This is a genomic window from Paracoccus litorisediminis, from assembly GCF_009711205.1.
Taxonomy (GTDB): domain Bacteria; phylum Pseudomonadota; class Alphaproteobacteria; order Rhodobacterales; family Rhodobacteraceae; genus Paracoccus; species Paracoccus litorisediminis.
In genome coordinates, this window is the sequence record NZ_WMIG01000001.1 from 883295 (window position 1) to 904443 (window position 21149).

15 protein-coding genes are annotated in these 21149 nt (G+C 64.2%); 13 read left to right on the top strand and 2 right to left on the bottom strand.

Features of this window, described 5'->3' with window-relative positions; translation table 11 throughout:
* The first annotated feature begins 149 nt into the window (after positions 1 to 149).
* From GL300_RS04480 to GL300_RS04540, 13 genes are all read left to right on the top strand, one after another.
* Positions 150 to 1748, top strand: coding sequence for a GMC oxidoreductase (locus GL300_RS04480; RefSeq protein ID WP_170297596.1), 1599 nt, complete (start codon positions 150 to 152; stop codon positions 1746 to 1748).
* Positions 1749 to 1797: 49 nt separating this feature from the next.
* Entirely contained in the window at positions 1798 to 2790 is a 993-nt protein-coding gene (locus GL300_RS04485; RefSeq protein WP_155038342.1) for a complex I NDUFA9 subunit family protein, read from the top strand.
* Positions 2790 to 3593 carry an undecaprenyl-diphosphate phosphatase gene (locus tag GL300_RS04490; protein ID WP_155038343.1) on the top strand — a complete coding sequence of 268 codons (804 nt, stop codon included), beginning with the start codon at positions 2790 to 2792 and terminating at the stop codon, positions 3591 to 3593. The genes GL300_RS04485 and GL300_RS04490 overlap by 1 nt, the downstream gene beginning before the upstream one ends.
* 150 nt (positions 3594 to 3743) lie before the next feature.
* The gene (locus GL300_RS04495; RefSeq protein ID WP_155038344.1) at positions 3744 to 5237 is read left to right on the top strand and encodes an NAD(P)-dependent oxidoreductase; all 1494 of its coding nucleotides are present in this window, start codon (positions 3744 to 3746) and stop codon (positions 5235 to 5237) included.
* 91 nt (positions 5238 to 5328) lie between these two features.
* Positions 5329 to 6042 carry a hypothetical protein gene (locus GL300_RS04500; RefSeq protein WP_246195071.1) on the top strand — a complete coding sequence of 238 codons (714 nt, stop codon included), beginning with the start codon at positions 5329 to 5331 and terminating at the stop codon, positions 6040 to 6042.
* A complete protein-coding gene (gltB, locus tag GL300_RS04505; RefSeq protein WP_155038345.1) occupies positions 6042 to 10574 on the top strand; it encodes a glutamate synthase large subunit in 4533 nt (1510 codons plus the stop codon). The genes GL300_RS04500 and gltB overlap by 1 nt, the downstream gene beginning before the upstream one ends.
* A gap of 282 nt (positions 10575 to 10856) precedes the next feature.
* The gene (locus GL300_RS04510) at positions 10857 to 11744 is read left to right on the top strand and encodes a cation diffusion facilitator family transporter (RefSeq protein WP_155038346.1); all 888 of its coding nucleotides are present in this window, start codon (positions 10857 to 10859) and stop codon (positions 11742 to 11744) included.
* 64 nt (positions 11745 to 11808) lie between these two features.
* A complete protein-coding gene (locus GL300_RS04515; protein WP_155038347.1) occupies positions 11809 to 13611 on the top strand; it encodes a sensor histidine kinase in 1803 nt (600 codons plus the stop codon).
* Positions 13608 to 14951 carry a sigma-54-dependent transcriptional regulator gene (locus GL300_RS04520; protein ID WP_155038348.1) on the top strand — a complete coding sequence of 448 codons (1344 nt, stop codon included), beginning with the start codon at positions 13608 to 13610 and terminating at the stop codon, positions 14949 to 14951. Before GL300_RS04515 ends, GL300_RS04520 begins: the two co-directional genes overlap by 4 nt.
* A 180-nt stretch (positions 14952 to 15131) precedes the next feature.
* On the top strand, positions 15132 to 16106 hold the full coding sequence (locus tag GL300_RS04525) for a tripartite tricarboxylate transporter substrate-binding protein (RefSeq protein ID WP_155038349.1): 975 nt from the start codon (positions 15132 to 15134) through the stop codon (positions 16104 to 16106).
* A 58-nt stretch (positions 16107 to 16164) separates the two neighbouring features.
* Positions 16165 to 16626 (top strand): tripartite tricarboxylate transporter TctB family protein, encoded by a 462-nt coding sequence (locus tag GL300_RS04530; protein ID WP_155038350.1) that lies wholly within the window; start codon positions 16165 to 16167, stop codon positions 16624 to 16626.
* Positions 16627 to 16636: 10 nt separating this feature from the next.
* Positions 16637 to 18145 carry a tripartite tricarboxylate transporter permease gene (locus GL300_RS04535; RefSeq protein ID WP_155038351.1) on the top strand — a complete coding sequence of 503 codons (1509 nt, stop codon included), beginning with the start codon at positions 16637 to 16639 and terminating at the stop codon, positions 18143 to 18145.
* A gap of 22 nt (positions 18146 to 18167) precedes the next feature.
* Positions 18168 to 19133: a Bug family tripartite tricarboxylate transporter substrate binding protein gene (locus GL300_RS04540; RefSeq protein ID WP_155038352.1), complete on the top strand. Its 966-nt coding sequence runs from the start codon at positions 18168 to 18170 to the stop codon at positions 19131 to 19133.
* Between the two features lie 71 nt (positions 19134 to 19204).
* On the opposite strand, the gene GL300_RS04545 is transcribed toward GL300_RS04540, so the two are convergent.
* Positions 19205 to 20305 (bottom strand): DmpA family aminopeptidase, encoded by a 1101-nt coding sequence (locus GL300_RS04545; RefSeq protein ID WP_155038353.1) that lies wholly within the window; start codon positions 20303 to 20305, stop codon positions 19205 to 19207.
* 1 nt (position 20306) lies between these two features.
* On the bottom strand, positions 20307 to 21149 hold the full coding sequence (locus GL300_RS04550; RefSeq protein ID WP_155038354.1) for an ABC transporter permease: 843 nt from the start codon (positions 21147 to 21149) through the stop codon (positions 20307 to 20309).

A 21149-nucleotide genomic window follows, 5' to 3' on the forward strand; every position in this document is an offset into this window, starting at 1 on the left:
ATTTTTCATCGAAGCTTCATATTTTTCCTGCACGCCCGATTCCGCCATCGGCGTAAGCGATGCCGGGAATCGGGACTGACCATTCCGGCAACTTGTAAGGTTTGGGTATTGGCATAGAAATTATGGAGAAAATCGCATCGGGGGACCGGATGTTGGCCGATATCGCGACAATGACCTGGGACGTGATCGTCATTGGCACCGGCATCGGTGGCGGCAGTGTCGGGCGCAGACTGGCCGAACAGGGTCTGTCCGTCCTGTTTCTGGAAAAGGGTCCGGACCTTGGCGACAATGTCGTGCCGCCGGTCCCCCCCGATACCATCGACCCCGACGCACGGGTTGCCGGTGGGGCGTGGCCCAAGACGATCTCGGCCCGGCTGGATGGCAAATGGTGCGAACTGGACGGCATGATCGGCTCGGTCGTTGGGGGAACCTCGTCCTTTTACGCGGCAACGCTGGAACGCCCTGAACGCCACGATCTGGACACGGCCGAGCACCTGCCGCACCCGACCGGCGGCTGGCCGGTCAGCTATGATGAGATGCGGCCCTGGTTCGATCTGGCCGAACGCTATTACCAGATCAGCGGCGAGGCCGATCCGCTGGACCCCCAGGCGGCGACCCTGCCCGCCCCGCCGCGCGCCTTGCCGCAATCCGACATCGACCTGATGGCGGATCTGAAGCGGGCCGGGATGCACCCCTATCAGACCCATATGGCCGCCCGCTTTGTTCCGGGTTGCGAGGGCTGCTTTGGCAGGCGATGCACGCGGCGCTGCAAGATGGATGGCCGCTCGGCCGGGGTACTGCCCGCGATCGAGACCGGACGCGCCGCGCTGCTCGACCGCTGCAGCGTCTCGCGCATCGAGGCGGATGCAACGGGCGTCACCTCGCTTCTGTGCCTGCGTGAGGGCAAGCCGATCACATTGAGCGCGCGGCACTATGTGCTGGCGGGCGGAGGCTTGGGTTCGCCCTCGCTGATGCTGCGCTCCAAAAACGAGCATTGGCCCGAGGGGCTGGGCAATCGCAACGATCTGGTCGGCCGCAACCTGATGTTCCACATGAGCGAGATCATCGCCATCTGGGCCGGACAGAATCGCGACGAAAGCGCCGCCTCGCGTTCGATCAGCATGCGGGACCTGTATTTCCGCAATGGCGCGCGGCTGGGAACGGTGCAATCCATGGGCCTGACCGCCGGTTATGGCGAAATCCTGCACGCGATGCACAACCGCTTCGACATGTCGGCCTTGCGCCGTGTCCGGCCCTTGCGGATGGGTTTGCGCGTTCCTGCCCGCATCGCGGCAGGGATGCTGGGGCGCGCCAAGCTGTTCGTCGGCGTGCTGGAGGACCTACCCTACCCCACCAACCGGCTGATCCCCGATGCACAGGATGAGGATCGCTTTGTCTTTCACTACGACATCTCGGATGAACTGCGCCGCCGCCGCGCGATCTTTCGCAAGGCGATGCGGGCAGCCTTCCATCCGCATCGGGCGATGTTCATGGGCACGGCGCCGCAACTGAACTTCGCCCATCCCTGCGGTACGCTGCGCTTTGGCGACGATCCGGCGACCAGCGTGCTGGACCGCGACTGCAAGGTGCACGGGCTGAGCAATCTTTACGTCACCGATTCCAGTTTCATGCCGACCTCGAACGGGGTGAATCCCAGCCTGACCATTGCGGCGAATGCGCTGCGGGTGGCGGATCAGATCGCGGCGTCGATGCGCCCGCGACTTGCCGCAGCCGACAGCCTTGGGTAATGAGCGGAAAAGCACGCCACCCAAGACCCCCCGCGAAGGAGCGAGAGCCATGTCCGCAGCCAAGCTTGTCACGATCTATGGTGGGTCCGGATTCCTCGGGCGGCAGATCGCCAAGGTTCTGGCCAGCCAAGGCTGGCGCATCCGCGTCGCCGTCCGTCGCCCCAACGAAGCCGGCATCGTGCGCACCTATGGCGCGCCGGGCCAGATCGAGCCGGTTCCCTGCAACGTCCGCGACGACCGCTCGGTCGCAGCCTGCATGGCCGATGCCGATGCGGTGGTGAATTGCGTGGGCATTCTGGTCAACGAAGGCAAGAACACCTTCGACGCCGTCCATGTCGATGCAGCCGCCCGCGTGGCACGCCTGTCCGCTGAACGCGGCATCGCGCATTTCGTGCATGTCTCGGCGCTGGGGGCGGACAAGGATTCGGACAGCCACTACGCCGCGTCGAAAGGCCGGGGCGAAGCCGCGGTGCTGGCCGCGCGCCCGGATGCGGTGATCCTGCGTCCTTCGGTGATCTTCGGTTCCGACGACCATTTCTACAACCGCATCGCCTCGATGTCGCGGCTGGGGCCGGTCATGGCGCTGCCGGGCGCGAATGCGCAGCTGCAGCCGGTGCATGTCATGGATGTCGCCACCGCCGCCGCAAAGGGCGCAAGTGGTCAGGCCCAGCCCGGCATCTATGAGCTGGGTGGCCCGGATGTCGTGACCATGCGTGAACTGGCCCAGCAGGTGCTGACCGCCATCGACCGGCGCAAGCTGGTGCTGGGCGTTCCGGGTTTCATCGCCGGGATCATGGCCGCAGTGCTGGACGGGGTGCAATTCCTGACCGGCGGCCTGCTGACCAACCGCATCCTGACCCGCGACCAGCTGCGCTCGCTAAGCCATCCCAATGTCGTTTCGGGGAACCACAAGACCTTTGCCGATCTGGGGATCGTGCCGACGGCCTCTTCGGCGGTCATCAATGAATACCTGTGGCGCTTCCGCCCCTCGGGCCAATACGAATCGATGACCGCAACTGCGAAGAACCTGCGCCGGAGCTGATGGAACACAACACGATCGTTGCCGCCCTGCTGGGTCTGCTTGAAGGGCTGACCGAGTTCATTCCCGTCTCGTCCACCGGACATGTCCTGCTGGCAGGGCATTTCCTGGGCTTCGACTCACCGGGGCGCGCCTTCGAGGTGCTGATCCAGTTCGGCGCGATCCTTGCGATCCTCAGCGTCTATGCCGGGCGGCTGTGGCGCATCTTTACTAGCGCGCCACATGATCCGCGCGCGCGGCGCTTCATCGCGTCAGTGCTGCTGGCCTTTCTGCCCGCCGCCGTGATCGGGGTAATGGCGCATCGCATTATCAAGGAAGTCCTGTTCGAGACGCCGATGCTGATCGCCTCGATGCTGATCCTTGGCGGGGTGGTGCTGCTGTTCGTGGACCGGATGGCCAAGAATCCCCGCTATCATTCGGCCGAGGACATTCCGATCCCCCGCGCCATCGGCATCGGGCTGATCCAATGTCTGGCGATGATTCCGGGGGTGTCCCGCTCGGGCGCGACGATCACCGGTGCGCTGCTTCTGGGCGCGGACAAGCGATCTGCCGCCGAATTCAGCTTCTTCCTGTCCATGCCGACGATGCTGGGCGCTTTTGTCTATGATCTCTACAAGAATCGCGACATCCTCGATGCAGCCTCGGCCGGGAATATCGTCATCGGCTTCATTTGCGCGTTCTTGTCTGCGCTGTTGGTGGCGAAAGTGCTGCTGAACTACGTCTCGGTCCATGGCTACGCGGTCTTTGCCTGGTGGCGAATCATCGTGGGCGTGGTCGCTTTGGCGGCTCTGGCAGCAGGTTGGTAAACTATGCTGACCTATTTCTCGCTAATGCGGGGCCGATTTTAGTCCTGTAGCGGGAAAAATCGTCAAATAGGTCAGTCGTGCTGACTTTTAATCATTTCAGCCGTGTTTTATCACCCTCTGACCAGTCAGATTTCGGGGGGATGCGCAGCCATGGCCACGCAAAAGATGCTCAAGTTCGTCACCATCGGGCGTGAAATGCCTGAAAAGCGTGACGCGGCATCCCGCTCGGAGGATTTCCACGAGATCTATCGTGAATTCGCCGAGGCGAAGGCCAAGGAACAGGCCAGCCGTTGCAGCCAATGTGGCGTCCCCTATTGCCAGAGCCACTGCCCCCTTCACAACAACATCCCGGACTGGCTGCGCCTGACCGCCGAAGGGCGCACGCAGGAAGCCTATCTGCGCAGCCAGGAAACCAACACCTTCCCGGAAATCTGCGGTCGCATCTGTCCGCAGGACCGGTTGTGCGAAGGCAATTGCGTCATCGAACAATCGGGCCACGGCACCGTCACCATCGGCGCGATCGAGAAATACATCACCGACACCGCATGGGAAGAAGGCTGGGTCCAGTCCATTGTCCCGCCTGTCGAACGTCCTGAATCCATTGGCATTATCGGCGCTGGCCCCGGCGGCCTTGCCGCTGCCGACCGGCTTCGTCGCATGGGCTATCAGGTCACCGTCTATGACCGTCATGACCGCGCCGGCGGGCTGATGATCTATGGCATTCCCGGCTTCAAGCTGGAGAAGGACGTGGTCGAGCGTCGCAACAAGCTGCTGGCCGATGGCGGGGTCGAGTTCGTCCTGAACGCCAATGTCGGCGAGGATATCAGCTTTGACGCGATCCGCGGCAAGCATGACGCGGTGCTGATCGCCACGGGCGTATACAAGACCCGCGATCTGGATCTGGACAATGCCGACGCCAAGGGCGTGGTGCGGGCGCTGGACTATCTGACCGCCTCGAACCGGGTGGATCTGGGCGACGAGATTCCCGATTACCTGGATGGGGAACTGAACGCCAAGGGCAAGCGCGTCGTCGTCATCGGCGGCGGCGACACCGCGATGGATTGCGTGCGCACGGCGATCCGCCAAGGCGCGCAATCGGTGAAATGCCTGTATCGCCGCGACCGCGCCAACATGCCGGGTTCGCAGCGCGAAGTGCAGAACGCCGAGGAAGAAGGCGTTGAATTCGTGTGGCTTTCCGCCCCCGGCGCCTTCACCGGCCATGTTACCGGCGAGGCCATGGAAGCGCAGGAACGCGACATGGACGAAGTCGGCGACGTGCCCACCATCAGCGCCGTCCGCGTGCAGAAAATGCGTCTGGGCCAGCCCGATGTTACGGGCCGCCAGTCGCCGGAACTGATCGAAGGCGCCGATTACGACGAGCCCGCCGATCTGGTCATCAAGGCGCTTGGCTTTGAGCCCGAGGAACTGCCGCGTCTTTGGGGTGTGGACGGTCTGGAAGTGACCCGCTGGGGCACGATCAAGGCCGATTTCCAGACCCATCAGACCAGCCTGAGCGGCGTTTTCGCCGTGGGCGACATCGTGCGGGGCGCAAGCCTGGTGGTCTGGGCGATCCGCGACGGCCGCGAGGCCGCCGACAGCATCGCCGGCTACCTGACCGGCGCTGCCCGCGTTGCCGCCGAATAGGGGTGTGACCATGGTGCACAAGCCGACCACAGGCTGTACACCGCGCGTAGACCGGCAGCGCGCGTTGCATGTTGCGCGCGGGATTGCAGGAATGGCAGCCTTGCTGACCTTTTCCGCCCTGCCCGCCATGGCGGCGAATTTCACGCCGCCGCAAGGCTGCAAGCTGGAGGTCACGGTGCAGAACCGCGGCTGCACGGTCTCGCAGCATTATCGCTGCAGCGCGGATGCTCCGGGCGATCAATGGGTGGTCTACTTCACCCCGGACGGGCCGACCTACCAGTCCCGCATCGACCGCGAGACGCGTTGGATGGAAAGCACCGACCTGAACACCGGTCTGGTCGACACGCTGGAGGAAGGGGCCAGGGATGACGCGTCATTCTCGACCCTGATCAAGACCGGCGCGGATGAATTCGATTTCTGGACGCGCTCGAACAATGGCGAGCGGTTGCACCATGTCGGCCGCGACGAGCTGACCGGCGACAAGGTCGATATCGACGGGGTCGAGCTGGAAATCACCAAGTTCCGGCTGAGCACCTACAGCGAGTCCGGCGACGAGCTGATCAAGCGCGAGGGGCAGCAATTCATCAGCCGCGCGCAAGGCCGCTTTTACGGTGGCGTCGAGACCTCCAGCGATTGGACCGGCGCCAGCGAGAATACCAATGACAGTCCGGTAAGCTTTGCCTTTCCGGGACAGCCCGGATTTGGCGCAACCAAGCCGGAATATGATTGCGACCTGCAGATGGTCCGGGGTGGAAAGCCCGATCTGCTCAGGCAGCTTATGATCTTGAAGGAGGCACGGACGTGATGGACTGGGAACAACAGGAACAGGCCCGCCGCGACTGGATGGCGGAGAACTCGCTTTACCGTGCCGAGGACGAGCATTCGTCCTGCGGCGTCGGTCTGGTGGTCAGCCTTGACGGCAAGGCCAGCCGCAAGGTGGTCGAAAGCGGCATTGGCGCGCTGAAGGCGATCTGGCACCGCGGTGCGGTCGATGCCGATGGCAAGACCGGCGACGGCGCCGGCATCCATGTGCAGATCCCCGTCCCCTTCTTCTACGATCAGGTTCGCCGCACCGGGCATGAGCCCGACCAGTCCAAGCTGATCGCCGTGGGTCAGGTCTTCTTGCCGCGCACGAACTTCGCGCAGCAGGAATCCTGCCGGACCATCGTGGAATCCGAAGTCCTGCGCATGGGCCATTACATCTATGGCTGGCGCCACGTTCCGGTGAACACCGCCGTTCTGGGCGAAAAGGCCAATGCCACCCGCCCCGAGATCGAGCAGATCCTGATCCGCTGCGAAAAGGACATCGATCACGAACAGTTCGAACGCGAGCTGTACATCATCCGCCGCCGGATCGAGAAAGCCGCCATCGCGGCCCAGATCGCAGGGCTGTATTTCGCGTCGCTGTCCTGCCGCTCGATCATCTACAAGGGCATGATGCTGGCCGAGCAGGTCGCGGAATTCTATCCCGACCTGAAAGACGAGCGCTTTGAATCGGCCTTTGCCATCTATCACCAGCGCTATTCGACCAACACCTTCCCGCAGTGGTGGCTGGCGCAGCCCTTCCGCATGCTGGCCCATAACGGCGAAATCAACACGCTGAAGGGCAACACCAACTGGATGAAAAGCCACGAAATCCGCATGGCCAGCCGCACGTTTGGCGAGATGGCCGAGGATATCAAGCCGATCATCCCGGCAGGATCGTCGGATTCGGCGGCGCTGGACGCGGTGTTCGAGGTCATGGTGCGCTCGGGCCGCTCGGCCCCGATGACCAAGACCATGCTGGTCCCGGAAGCATGGTCGAAAGCCACGACCGACATGCCCAAGGTCTGGGCCGACATGTATGCCTATTGCAACGCCGTGATGGAGCCGTGGGACGGCCCCGCCGCCCTTGCGATGACCGATGGCCGCTGGGTATGCGGCGGTCTGGACCGCAACGGCCTGCGTCCGCTGCGCTACGTCATCACCGGCGACAACCTGCTGATCGCGGGCTCGGAAGCTGGCATGGTTCCGGTCAATGAGACCACCGTGCGCGAAAAAGGCGCGCTTGGGCCGGGCCAGATGATCGCCGTCGACATGAAAGAGGGCCGCCTTTACCACGACCGCGCCATCAAGGACCGTCTGGCCAACAGCCAGCCCTTTGGCGAATGGCTGGAGAAGGTCGTGCAACTGTCCGAGGTGATGAAGGACCTGCCCGAGCAGGTGGTCTTCCACGCCGACGAATTGCGCCGTCGCCAGATCGCCGCCGGTTACACGATCGAAGAAATCGAATCGATGCTGACCCCGATGGCCGAGGACGGCAAAGAGGCTCTGGCCTCGATGGGTGACGACACGCCGCCTGCGGTGCTGTCGGGCCAGTATCGCCCGATGTCGCATTTCTTCCGCCAGAACTTCAGCCAGGTCACCAACCCGCCGATCGACAGCTTGCGCGAAACCCGCGTGATGAGCCTGAAGACGCGGTTCGGTAACCTCAAGAACGTGCTGGATGAATCCTCGGCCCAGACCGAGATTCTGGTGCTGGAAAGCCCCTTCGTCGCCAATGGCGAATTCGCCGAGATGACCAAGCTGTTCGGCGAGACGGTGACGCAGATCGACTGCACCTTCGCCGACGGCGCCGGCCCCGAGGCAATGGGCGAAGCCCTGGCCCGCATCCGCGCCGAGGCCGAGGATGCCGTCCGCTCGGGCGCGGGCCATCTGGTCCTGACCGACGAAAAGCTGGGGCCGGACCGCATCGGCCTGCCGATGATCCTTGCCACCAGCGCCGTGCATAGCGGACTGACCCGCAAGGGCCTGCGCACCTTCTGTTCGCTGAACGTGCGTTCGGCCGAATGCGTCGATCCGCATTACTTCGCGGTACTGATCGGCTGCGGCGCGACCACGGTGAACCCCTATCTGGCGCAGGACACCATTGCCGACCGCATCGAGCGCGGTCTGCTGACCGGCAGCCTGATCGAGAACATGCGCAACTATCGCGAGGCGATTGATGCGGGTCTGCTCAAGATCATGGCCAAGATGGGGATCTCGGTCCTGTCCTCCTATCGCGGCGGTCTGAACTTCGAGGCGGTGGGCCTGTCCCGCGCCATGGTCGCGGAATATTTCCCCGGCATGCAGTCGCGGATTTCCGGCATCGGTCTGCACGGCTTGCAGGCCAAGCTTGAGGGCATCCACGCCAAGGGCTTCGACACCGGGGCGACCGAGTTGCTGCCGGTTGGCGGCTTCTACAAGGCGCGTCGCTCGGGCGAGAAGCACGCATGGGAAGCCAACACCATGCGCCTGCTGCAACTGGCCTGCGAAAAAGCGTCCTATGACGTCTGGAAGCAGTTCACTGCGACCATGCGGGCGAACCCGCCGATCCACCTGCGCGACCTTCTGGACATCAAGGCGCTTGGCAAGCCGGTGCCGCTGGAAGAAGTCGAATCGATCACCTCGATCCGCAAGCGCTTCGTGACGCCGGGCATGTCGCTGGGGGCGCTGTCCCCCGAGGCGCATATGACGCTGAACATCGCCATGAACCGCATCGGCGCGAAATCCGACAGCGGCGAAGGCGGCGAGGACCCGGCACACAGCCACCCGCTGCCGAATGGCGACAACCCTTGCGCCAAGATCAAGCAGGTGGCCTCGGGCCGTTTCGGCGTCACCGCCGAATACCTGAACGCCTGCGAAGAGCTGGAGATCAAGGTCGCCCAAGGTGCGAAACCCGGCGAGGGTGGCCAGCTGCCCGGCATGAAGGTCACCGACCTGATCGCGCGGCTGCGTCACTCGACCAAGGGCGTGACGCTGATCTCGCCGCCGCCGCATCACGACATCTATTCGATCGAGGATCTGGCGCAGCTGATCTATGACCTGAAGCAGATCAACCCGCGCGCCAAGATCACGGTGAAGCTGGTGGCGTCCTCGGGCGTCGGCACGATTGCGGCTGGTGTGGCCAAGGCGAAAGCCGACATCATCCTGATCTCGGGGCACAATGGCGGCACGGGCGCCTCGCCCGCGACCTCGATCAAATATGCCGGCCTCCCGTGGGAGATGGGCCTGACCGAGGCGCATCAGGTTCTGGCGATGAACCGTCTGCGCGACCGCGTCACGCTGCGCACCGATGGTGGCCTGCGCACCGGTCGCGACATCGTCATGGCGGCGATGATGGGGGCCGAGGAATATGGCATCGGCACCGCCGCGCTGATCGCCATGGGCTGCATCATGGTCCGTCAGTGCCAGTCGAACACCTGCCCGGTGGGCGTCTGCACCCAGGACGAAAAGCTGCGCGCCATGTTCAACGGCTCGGCGGACAAGGTGGTCAACCTGATCACCTTCTACGCCACCGAAGTGCGCGAGATCCTCGCCAGCATCGGTGCCCGTTCGCTTGATGAGATCATCGGTCGCGCCGATCTGCTGACGCAGGTCAGCCGTGGTGACAAGTCGCTTGATGACCTCGACCTGAACCCGCTGCTGATCACCGTGGATGGTTCGGAAAAGATCGTCTACGACCGCTCGAAACCGCGCAATGCCGTGCCGGACACGCTGGATGCCGAAATCATCCGCGACGCCAGCCGCTTCTTCTCCGATGGCGAAAAGATGCAGCTGTCCTATGCGGTGCGGAACACCCTGCGGACGGTCGGCACGCGGACCTCGTCGATGATCGTGCAGACCTTTGGCATGCGGAACAATCTGCAGCCCGACCACCTGACGGTGCGGCTGACGGGTTCGGCAGGCCAGTCGCTGGGCGCGTTTGCAGCACCGGGCCTCAAGATCGAGGTCTCGGGCGATGCGAACGACTATGTCGGCAAGGGCCTGTCGGGCGGCACCATCGTCGTGCGGCCGCCGATGGCGAGCCCGCTGACTGCGGCCGAGAACACCATCATCGGCAATACCGTGCTTTACGGTGCGACCGATGGCTATCTGTTCGCAGCAGGTCGTGCGGGTGAGCGTTTTGGGGTGCGCAACTCGGGCGCAAAAGTGGTGATCGAGGGCTGTGGCTCGAACGGTTGCGAATACATGACCGGCGGTGTCGCCGTGATCCTTGGCCGCATCGGCGCCAACTTCGGCGCGGGCATGACCGGGGGCATGGGCTATCTCTACGACCCCGAAGGCATGGCCCGCGATTACATCAACGCCGAGACGCTGATCCTGTGTACCGTCACCCAATCGCATTGGGAGGACGAGTTGAAGGGGCTGATCGAGCGCCACTTCAAGGAAACCAACTCGCGCCGGGCGGGCGAGATCCTGCAGAACTGGGCCGAGGAAAAGGCCAATTTCCTGCAGGTCTGCCCCAAGGAAATGCTGCCGCACCTGAAGCATCCCATCGCGGATGTCGAGGATCTGGCGGCGGTCCCGGCAGAGTAAGCGATATCAGGGAGGAAACGGGGGCCAAGCGGTCCCCGTTTCTTTTTCTCGCTCACCGCGGCGCGCATTTGACCGGCGACCAAGCTTGCTGGGGTATTTGAAAAACGAAGAAAGCGCTCTCAGCACTGAAGAATTCACCGTTTCTCAAATACCCAAACCGCCGAAGGCGGCACTGAGCGTGAAAAAAGCGCCATCGCCCCAAGAAATCGCGGCAGGCGGTTGGCCCGACGCGCGCAAGCCGTTAAAACGCCGCTTCCATGGATTCGAGCTAGGGAATCGCGCATGTCCGCGACCGTAAGAATCGCAACTGGCAGCATCTTCGTCGGACTGGTCGTCCTGGCCCTCAAGGCTTTGTCCTGGTGGCTGACCGGCTCGATCGCGTTGCTGTCGGATGCGCTGGAAAGCACAGTGAATGTCGCGACTGCCGTCGCCGCATTGATCGCCATCCGCGTGGCCGCGCGCCCGGCCGACCGCGAGCATCCTTACGGCCATCACAAGGCCGAGTTCTTCAGCGCCGTGCTGGAGGGGGTGATGATCATTGTCGCCGCCTTGCTGATCATGCGCGAGGCAGTGCATGGATTTTTCAATCCGCGCGTGCTGGATGCTCCGTTGGAGGGTCTGCTGATCAACATCGCCGCCAGCGTGATCAATGGCTGGTGGTGCTGGGTGCTGATCCGTGGCGGCAGGCGGCTCAGATCGCCAGCATTGGTCGCGGATGGGCATCACCTGCTTTCGGACGTGATTTCCTCGGGCGGCGTCGTCATTGGGGTGGCGCTGGCGGTCATCACCGGCTGGTCGGTGCTGGACCCGGCACTGGCGGCGCTGGTTGCGGTGAATATCCTGTGGTCGGGATGGCGGGTGATGAAATCCTCGCTCTCCGGGCTGATGGACGAGGCCGTGTCCGAAGACATGATGGAGAAGATCCGCAGCACCATCTCGGATGAGGCGACCGGCGCGATCGAGGCGCATGACCTGCGCACCCGCCATGCCGGGCCCAAGACATTCATCGATTTTCATCTGGTCGTCGACGGCCAGACCACCGTCGATCAGGCGCATGACATCTGCGACCGGGTCGAGCGGGCGCTGAAAGGCCATTTGCCCGGCGCGCTGATCACCATCCACGTGGAACCCGAACACAAGGCCAAGCATTCCGGCGTGCTGGTGATCTGACGGCATCATTGCGCGGCATCGGCCCGCCTGTCACATTCCCTTCCGAGGATGAGGAGAGTGTGACATGCGGCTGATCTGGCGCGCGGCTTGGGGCGGGGCGGCCTTGGCGCTGATCCTTTGGGCTGGCGCGCAACTGGCCTTTCAGCATTACCTGAGCGCCGGACAGAGCCGGGCCGCCACGGCCCTGCGGCTGACGGTGAACGCGCTTCAGGCCGATCTGGCGCGGTTCGAGGTCGTGCCGCAACTGGTCGGCGATCTGGACCTGATCCATCAGCTTGCCGCCGATCCGGGCAACCCTGTGTTGCGGTCGCAGACGAACCAGTGGCTGGCCGAGCAGAACCTCGCGGTGCAGGCCTCGGACATCTACCTGATCCTGCCCGACGGCCAGACCATCGCCCATTCCACGCCCGAGGGGCCGCAAAGCTTCATCGGCCAGAATTTCAGCTATCGCCCCTATTTCATCGACGCGATGGCGGGGAGGACGGCGCGGTTTTACGGTGTCGGGACGACCTCGGGGGTCAGGGGCTATTATTTCTCGGCCCCGGTCAGGGACGATCTGGGGCGGATCACCGCCGTCGTCGCGGTCAAGATCGGCGTCGACCGGATCGAGCAATCATGGCGCGGCGGCGAATACCGGGTGCTGGTGAGTGACCCCGACGGGACGGTGTTCCTGTCATCCGAACCGGGCTGGCTGTATCACAGCCTGCTGCCGCTGACCCCCGAGCGGCTGGCCCGCAGCGCGGCCTCGCGCCGCTATGCCGAAACGCCGCTGACCGAATTTCCCGTAAGCCGCACGGCCTCGCATGGCGTGCCGATCCTGCGTCTGGCCGATGCGGCGTATATCATCGCCTCGGGCGACATGCCCGATGCGGGCTGGACGGTGCATGTGCTGCTGGACAGCGCCGATCTGCGCGCCGAGGCGCAACTGGCGGTGGCGGGGCTTGTTCTGCTGCTGGCAGCGGCGGGGATCTGCGCGATGATGTGGCGACAGCGACGGGCGCAGGCGGCGGAACGGCTGGCGCTGGAGCGCTTTGCGCATGCCGAACTTGAACGCCGCGTGGTCGAGCGCACGGCGGCCCTCGCCCGCGCCAACAGCCAGCTGGAACAGGAAATCACCGAGCGCCGCGCCACTGAATCCGAGCTGCGCGCGGCGCAGGCAAGCCTTGTGCAGGTGGGAAAGCTGGCCGCGCTGGGGCAGATGTCGGCCTCGCTGTCCCACGAAATCAACCAGCCCTTGGCGGCGGCACGCAACTATGCCGACAGCGCCGCCATCCTGATCGAGCGCGGCGATTACACCCGTGCGCGCGAAAATATCGGCCAGATTCTGGCGCTGGTCGATCGCATGGCGGCCATCGGCAAGCATCTGCGGCAGGCGGCGAGGAAACCCGATGACGTGCTGGGCGCGGTCGCCCTGCCCCCGTTGCTGGAGGAAACCCGCACCATCGTCGAGGCGCGGCTGACCAGCAGCAGCGCGACGCTGGACTGCGATCTGCCCAACGACCTGCCCAGCCTGCGCGCCGGTCCGACCCGGCTGCAACAGGTGCTGGTGAACCTGATCACCAATGCCGCCGATGCGGTCGAGGGCCAGCCTGACCGCCGCATCACCCTGACCGCCCATGCGGAAAACGGACAGGTGGTGATCCGCGTCCGTGACCGCGGCCCCGGCGTGCCCGAGGCGATCGCGGCGCGGATTTTCGACCCGTTCTTCACCACCAAGGGCATGGGCGCGGGGCTGGGGTTAGGCCTGTCGATCAGCGCCAATATCATCCGCGACCTCGGCGGAGAGATCACCTGCCGCAATGCCGCACCGGGGGCCGAGTTCTGCATCCGCCTGCCCGTGGCCGAACCTGCCGGGGTGGCGGCATGACCGGGCGCGTGCTGCTGGTCGATGATGACGAACAGATGCGCTCATCAACCGCGCAGGCGCTGGAACTGGCGGGATTCGCGGTCGAACCGCTGGCCACCGGGGATGAGGCGCTGGCCTTGGCCGGACCCGGATTCGCGGGTGTCGTTGTCAGTGATATCCGGATGCCCGGCATGGACGGGATGACCCTGCTGGGGCGTTCGCACGAGGTCGATCCCGAGATTCCGGTCATTCTTGTCACCGGCCATGCCGAGGTGCCCTTGGCCGTCGAGGCGATCCGCGGCGGGGCCTATGACTTCATCGAGAAACCCTTTGTCGTGCAGGAATTGGCGACCGTCATTCGCCGGGCGCTGGACCATCGCGGGTTGGTCCTTGAAAACCGCCGCCTGCGCGCCGTCGCGGGCAAACGCGACGATGTCGAGGCGCGGCTGCCCGGTCGCACGCAGGTCATGGTCGATCTGCGCTACCGGCTGCGGGCCATCGGGGCCTCGGACGCGGATGCGCTGATCATCGGCCCGACCGGCGCGGGCAAAGAGGTCGTGGCCCGCGCGCTGCATGATATTTCCGCGCGTGCCGGGCGTCCCTTCATCGCCATCAACTGCGCCGCCCTGCCGGAATCGCTGATCGAATCGGAACTGTTCGGGCATGAGGCCGGGGCCTTTCCCGGCGCGCTGCGGCCACGCTACGGCAAGTTCGAACATGCGCGCGGCGGCACGGTGCTGCTGGACGAAATCGGCTCGATGCCGCTGGAATTGCAGGCCAAGCTGCTGCGGGTCTTGCAGGAACGGGTGATCACACGGCTTGGCTCGAACGATCCGGTGCCGCTGGATGTGCGCTTCATTGCCATCAGCAAGGTCGATCTGGCGGCACTGGTTGCGCAGGGCGCGTTCCGCGAGGACCTGTTCTGGCGGCTGAATGTCGCGGTGCTGCATGTGCCGCCCCTGGCCGCGCGGCGCGAGGATATTCCTTTGCTGTTTCTGCAGCTGGTCCGCGAATCCGCCGCGCGCCACAATATCCCCGAACGCGAGATTCCGGCGGCGCTGCTGTCGGGACTTGCCGCACGGGACTGGCCCGGCAATGTCCGCGAATTGCGCAATCTGGCCGAGCGTTTCGTGCTGGGCCTTGAGGGCGCGGAACCCGCCCCTGCCCCCGGCGCGAAGCTTTCCGACCGGGTGGCCGAGTTCGAGCGCGGCTTGATCGCCGGGGCCATTGCCGCGCATGGCGGGCGCTTGCGGCCCGTCTATGAGACGCTCGGGATCTCGCGCAAGACGCTCTATGAAAAGATGCAGAAATACGCGCTGGACCGCCGTCTGATCATCGATGCCGGGGATGAAGGCGGCTGATGGGTGGAAATCCACCCATCGCGGATGGCTGATGTTACCCTTTCCACCCATTCCCGCTGCAAGCCGCACGAACAGACCCGATCTGCGCGGATTTGCATTTGGTGCAATGGCACGGCGCGGCGCAGTCTGAGCCAAGCGGCGGCAATGGGGAGACCGCCGATCATTCCTTGGGAGGGGAAAATGGCTTTCAAGAAGCTTTTCGGCGCGCTGATCGGCGCGACCATGCTGACCGCACCGGCATTCGCACAGGGCTATCCCGAGCGTCAGATCTCGATGGTGGTGCCGTTCTCGGCGGGGGGCCCGACCGATACCGTGGCGCGTCTGGTCGCGGAAAAGATGTCGACCGATCTGGGCCAGCAGATTGTCGTGGAAAACGTCGGCGGTGCGGGCGGCACCTTGGGCGCGGGTCAGGTCGCCAAGGCCGATCCCGATGGCTACACCGTGCTGCTGCATCACATCGGCATGGCGACCTCGGCCACGCTGTACCGCAATCTGGCCTATGATACGCTGAACGCCTTTGAATATGTGGGCCTTGTCACCGAAGTTCCGATGGTCGTCGTCGCCCGCAAGGATTTCGAGCCCGCGGATTTCAAGGGCTTCATGGAATACGTCAAGGCCAATGGCGACAAGCTGACCTTGGCCAATGCCGGGATTGGCGCTGCCTCGCATCTGTGCGGGATGCTTCTGATGCAGTCGCTGGGCACGCCGCTGGTCACCGTCCCCTATAAGGGCACCGGCCCCGCGATGACCGACCTTCTGGGGGGCCAGGTCGATATCATGTGCGACCAGACCACCAACACCACGCAGCAGATCCAAGGCGGCACGATCAAGGCCTATGCCGTCACGACGCCCGAGCGCCTGCCGCTGTTCCCCGACCTGCCGACCGCCAAGGAGTCGGGTCTGGACAGTCTGGAATTCGCCATCTGGCACGGCATCTATACCCCCAAGGGCACGCCCGCCGAGGTGAATGAACGCCTGTCCAAAGCCCTGCAAGCAGCACTTGCCGATGACGGCGTGATCAAGGCCATGGCCGAGCTGGGCACCGCGCCCTCGCCCGCCGCGGATGCCACGCCCGCCGCGCTGAAGGCCAAGCTCGAATCCGAGATCACCCGCTGGAAGCCGGTCATCGACGCCGCCGGCGTCTATGCCGACTGATCCTTCCGGTCCCGCCGCGCCAGCCGTGGCGGGACTTCATCTGACAGGGGGGAAGAACATGTCCACGAAACCCAAGGACGGAACCGACATTGCGACGGGGCTGCTGCTGATGGCGGCGGCCCTGTTTTTCGGCTGGCAGACCACCGGGCTGGATATCGGCACGTCGCTGCGCATGGGGCCGGGATATTTCCCGATGGTCCTGTCTGCGTTGCTGTTCGTGCTGGGACTGCTGGTGTTCCTGAAGGCCTTTGGCCGCGAGGGTGAGCCTTTCGGCAAGGTCGCGTGGCGCGGCATGGCCTTTATCCTGCCCGCGCCGGTCTTCTTCGGGCTGACGGTGCGGGGCTTGGGTTTTGTCCCGGCGCTGTTTCTGGCCGCGCTGATTGCGGCACAGGCCTCGCACCGGTTGAAGCCGCTGCATGGGCTGGTGCTTGCGGTGGTGGTCACCATCGCCTCGACGCTGATCTTCAGCTACGGCCTTGGCCTGCCCTTCCGCCGCTTCGGCCCCTGGCTGCCATTCTGAGGGGGCGAAGATGGATCTTTTAAGCAATCTCGCGCTGGGTTTTTCTGTCGCCTCGTCGCTGGCAAACCTCGCCTTCTGCCTGATCGGCGTCATCCTTGGCACGCTGATCGGCGTGCTGCCCGGCATCGGGGCCACGGCGACCATTGCCATGTTGCTGCCGATCACCTTCCAGCTTGAGCCGGTTTCCTCGCTGATCATGCTGGCCGGGATCTATTACGGCGCGCAATATGGCGGCTCGACCACGGCGATCCTGATCAACATGCCGGGCGAAAGCTCGTCTGCCGTCACCGCCATCGACGGCTACCAGATGGCGCGGAAGGGCCGCGCGGGAACCGCGCTTGCCACCGCCGCGATCGGGTCGTTCTTTGCCGGAACCGTCGCCACCTTCCTTGTCGCGATCTTTGCGCCGCCCTTGACCACCATCGCGCTGAAATTCGGCGCGGCCGAGTATTTCAGCCTGATGGTCATGGGTCTGGTGATGTCGGTGGCCTTGGCGCATGGCTCGGTCCTGAAGGCCTTGGCCATGGTCGTTCTGGGGCTGCTGCTGGGGCTGGTCGGCACCGACATCTATACCGGCGCGCCGCGTTTCACCCTTGGCATCACGCAATATGCCGATGGGCTGAACTTCGTGGCCCTTGCCGTCGGTGTCTTCGGCATCGCCGAGATCCTGCGCAACCTCGAGGATGAGCATGACCGCGAGGTGATGACCAGGAACATCAGCCGCCTGTTCCCCACCCGCGAGGAGTTTCGCCAGATGTTCGGCCCGATCCTGCGCGGCACGGCGGTCGGATCGCTCCTTGGCATCCTGCCGGGCGGCGGCGCGATCCTTGCCAGCTTCGCCAGCTATACCGTCGAAAAGAAGCTGTCGAAACACCCCGAGGAATTCGGCAAGGGCGCGCTGGCAGGCGTGGCCGGTCCCGAAAGCGCCAATAACGCCGGCGCACAGACGAGCTTCATTCCCTTGTTGACGCTGGGCATCCCCGCGAACCCGGTGATGGCACTGATGATTGGCGCGATGATCATCCAAGGCATCGTGCCGGGGCCGAACGTGGTCAGCGAGCAACCGGCGCTCTTCTGGGGCATCATCGCCAGCATGTGGATCGGCAACCTGATGCTGGTGGTCCTGAACCTGCCGCTAATCGGGCTGTGGGTGAAGCTGCTGTCGGTGCCCTATTACATCCTGTTCCCGATCATCATGGCGATGTGCTCGATCGGGGTCTATTCGGTCGCCTCGAACACCTATGACCTGTATGCCGTCGCCTTCTTCGGGCTGCTTGGCTACCTGATGTCCAAGCTGCGCTGCGAACCTGCGCCCTTGCTGCTGGGCTTCGTCCTTGGCCCGCTGCTGGAAGAAAACCTGCGACGCGCCATGATCCTGTCGCGCGGAGATCCCACGACCTTCATCACCCGCCCGATCAGCGCCACGCTACTGCTGATGACCGCTGCGGTGCTGGTGCTGGTCTTCCTGCCGCAGATCCGCAAGCGCCGGGACGAGGTCTTCAGCGAGAGCGACGCATGAAAAACCAAAAGGGAGGAAGAACATGACCATAAAACTGACCCGCCGCTTGGCTCTGGGCGCCGCGATGGCGATGGGGCTGGCAGGCGCCGCCAGCGCCGAATTCCCCGACCGCCAGATCACGCTGGTCATCCCCTTCGCCGCCGGAGGCTCGACCGATGTGGTGGGCCGCATCGTCGCCGAACGGATGAGCCAATCCTTGGGCCAGCAGATCGTCGTGCAGAACGTGGGCGGCGCGGGTGGCAGTCTGGGCGCGCAGCAGGTCGCCAAGGCTGATCCCGACGGCTACACGATCCTGATGGGCACGGTCGCAACCCATGCGCTGAACCCGCTGATCCTGAAGCAGAAACCCTATGACCCGGTGGCGGATTTCGCGCCGGTGTCCTTGCTGGTGCTGGTCCCGAACGTGCTGGCGGTGAACCCGGAACTGCCGGTGAACTCGGTGCAGGAGCTGATCGATCTGGCGAAGAAAGAGGATCTGTCCTTTGCCTCATCGGGCAACGGCACGCCGCTGCATTTGTCGGGCGCGCTGTTCAACTCGATGGCAGGGACCGAGATCGCGCATATCCCCTATAAGGGTTCGGGACCGGCACTGACCGATGTGCTGGGCAATCAGGTGCCGATCATCTTTGACAACCTGCCCTCGGCCTCAAGCCATATCACCAGCGGCAAGCTGAAGGCGCTGGGGGTCACGACCAAGGAACGCGCGCCGTCCTTCCCCGATGTCCCGGCGATTGCCGAGACCCTGCCCGGCTATGAGACCTATAGCTGGAACGCGCTGTTCGCCCCCACTGGCACCCCGCCCGAGGCGATTGCCGCGCTGAACAAGGCGGCGCTGGAAGCCATGGCCGATCCTGAGGTTGCCAAACGCATGGGCGAGTTCTCGGCCACCATTGTGGCCTCGTCCCCTGAAGATCTGGGCAAGCACGTCGCCGCCGAAATGGCGAAATGGGAGCCTGTGGTGAAAGCCGCCAATGTCAGCATGGACTGAAACGACAACGCCCGCCTTTTGACAGGCGGGCGTATCCTATGCGCGGGCCCCGTTTGGGGCCCGTCTGCTTTTCAGGCCCGTGCGAGCTTTGCTTTCGGCTGGTCCGCCTCAGCGGCGAACAGCGCCTGCAGCCGCACGGTGTCGATGGCGTGGCAGGTCTTGCCCTCTGGTTTGACGGTCGGGACATCGACGCCCGCGACCATGGCGTTCACGACCGATTCCTCGACCGCCTCGACGGCGGCCATGTAGAAATTGTCCAGAAGCTCGTTGTTCAGTTCCTGCTTGGTCAGCAGCGCCTCGGCCTGCTGGGGCATCGGGCCGTCATTGGCGGTCGAGAGCGCCAAGAAGATATCGCCCGAATTGTTGCCGCCCGGCGTGCCGCCGCGACCGATGCCGATGGCTGCGCGCTTGGCCACTTGGCGCAGCGACAGGCCCGAAAGCGGCGCGTCGGTCGCGATGATGACGATGATCGAGCCCATCTCGCGCGAATGCAGCGCGCCCTCGGGCATCAACTGCCCGACCGGACGGCCCAGCACGTTCAGCCACGGGCGGATGCCGTGATTGGCCTGCACCAGCGCGGCAACGGTATATTCCTGCCCACCCAGCGTGATCCGGCGCGACGAGGTGCCGGTGCCGCCTTTGAACTCATAGCAGATCATGCCATTGCCGCCGCCGGTCGAGCCTTCCTCGACGGGGCCGGTCGTGGCCGCATCCAGCGCGGCGATGGCGTGGTCGGGCTCGACATGCATGGCGTTGATGTCGTTCAACACGCCGTCATAGGTCTCGGCGACGACGGGCATGGCCCATGCGTGCTCGGTGGTGAAATAATCCGAATAGTTCTGGATCATCCATTTGGTGGTGCCGTGATGGACCGCGCCGACGCCATGAGTGTTGGTGATCATCACCGGGCCCACGAAATAGCCCGCGTCATTGACCCAATGCGTGCCGGTCATCTCGCCATTGCCGTTCAGCGAATATTGCCCAGCCCATACGGGTTTCGGCTGCTTGCCGGGGCGCGGCAGAATGGCGGTGACGCCGGTGCGCATCTTTTTTTCGGGGTCGGTCAGGGTACAGAAACCCACCGCCAGCCCCGGCACGTCGGTGATCGCGTTCAGGGGGCCGGGCGTGCCGGGAAAGGGCAGGCCAAGGTCGCGGGCGCGAGGTTTGCTCATGTCAGTCGGTCTTTCTGGCGCGAAGCCACAGCCCTGCGGCCGCGATCACGACCGAGGCAAGGATGATGAGGGTGGCGATGGCGTTGATCTCGGGCTTCACGCCGCGACGGATCATGCCGAAGATATAGACGGGCAGCGTCGTGTTGTCGGTGCCGGCCACGAAATAGGTGATGACCAGATCATCCATCGAGATGACGAAGGCCAGAAGCGCCCCACCAAGGATGCCCGGGGCCAGTTGAGGCAGCAGCACCTTGCGCAGGGTCAGCCATTCCGAGGCACCGAGATCCGCCGAGGCTTCCTCCAGCGCGGGATCAAGCCCGGCCATGCGGGCCTGCACGATGATGAAGACGTAGCTGCTGAGGAAGGTGCAGTGACCGATGATGATGGTCAGCATGGAAAGCTGCATCCCGATCGTCACGAAGAAGATCAGCAGGCCGATGCCCAGCACGATATCGGGCATCATCATCGGCAGCATCAGGAAGCCGCTATAGAAGCCCTTCAGCCGGAAGCGAAAACGCGACAGCGCGATGGCCGTGGCCGTGCCGATCACCGTCGAGATGACCGTGGTGATTGACGCGACCATCAGCGAATTGCGCAAAGCCGCCAGCATGTGGCCGGTGCTTTCGACATAGCCCGAGGCGGGCATGACCGAGCCGCTAAGCTGCTCGCGCGCAAGGCCGAAGAGGCCGCGATACCAGTCCAGCGTGAAATGGTCCCAGACCATCATGTTCACCGGGTTCGAGTTGAACGAGTAACCGATGATGACGAAAAGCGGCGCGTAGATGAAGGCAAAGAAGCCCAGCGAAAACAGCGTCAGGCTGGCCCAACCGATGGGATTGCGCAT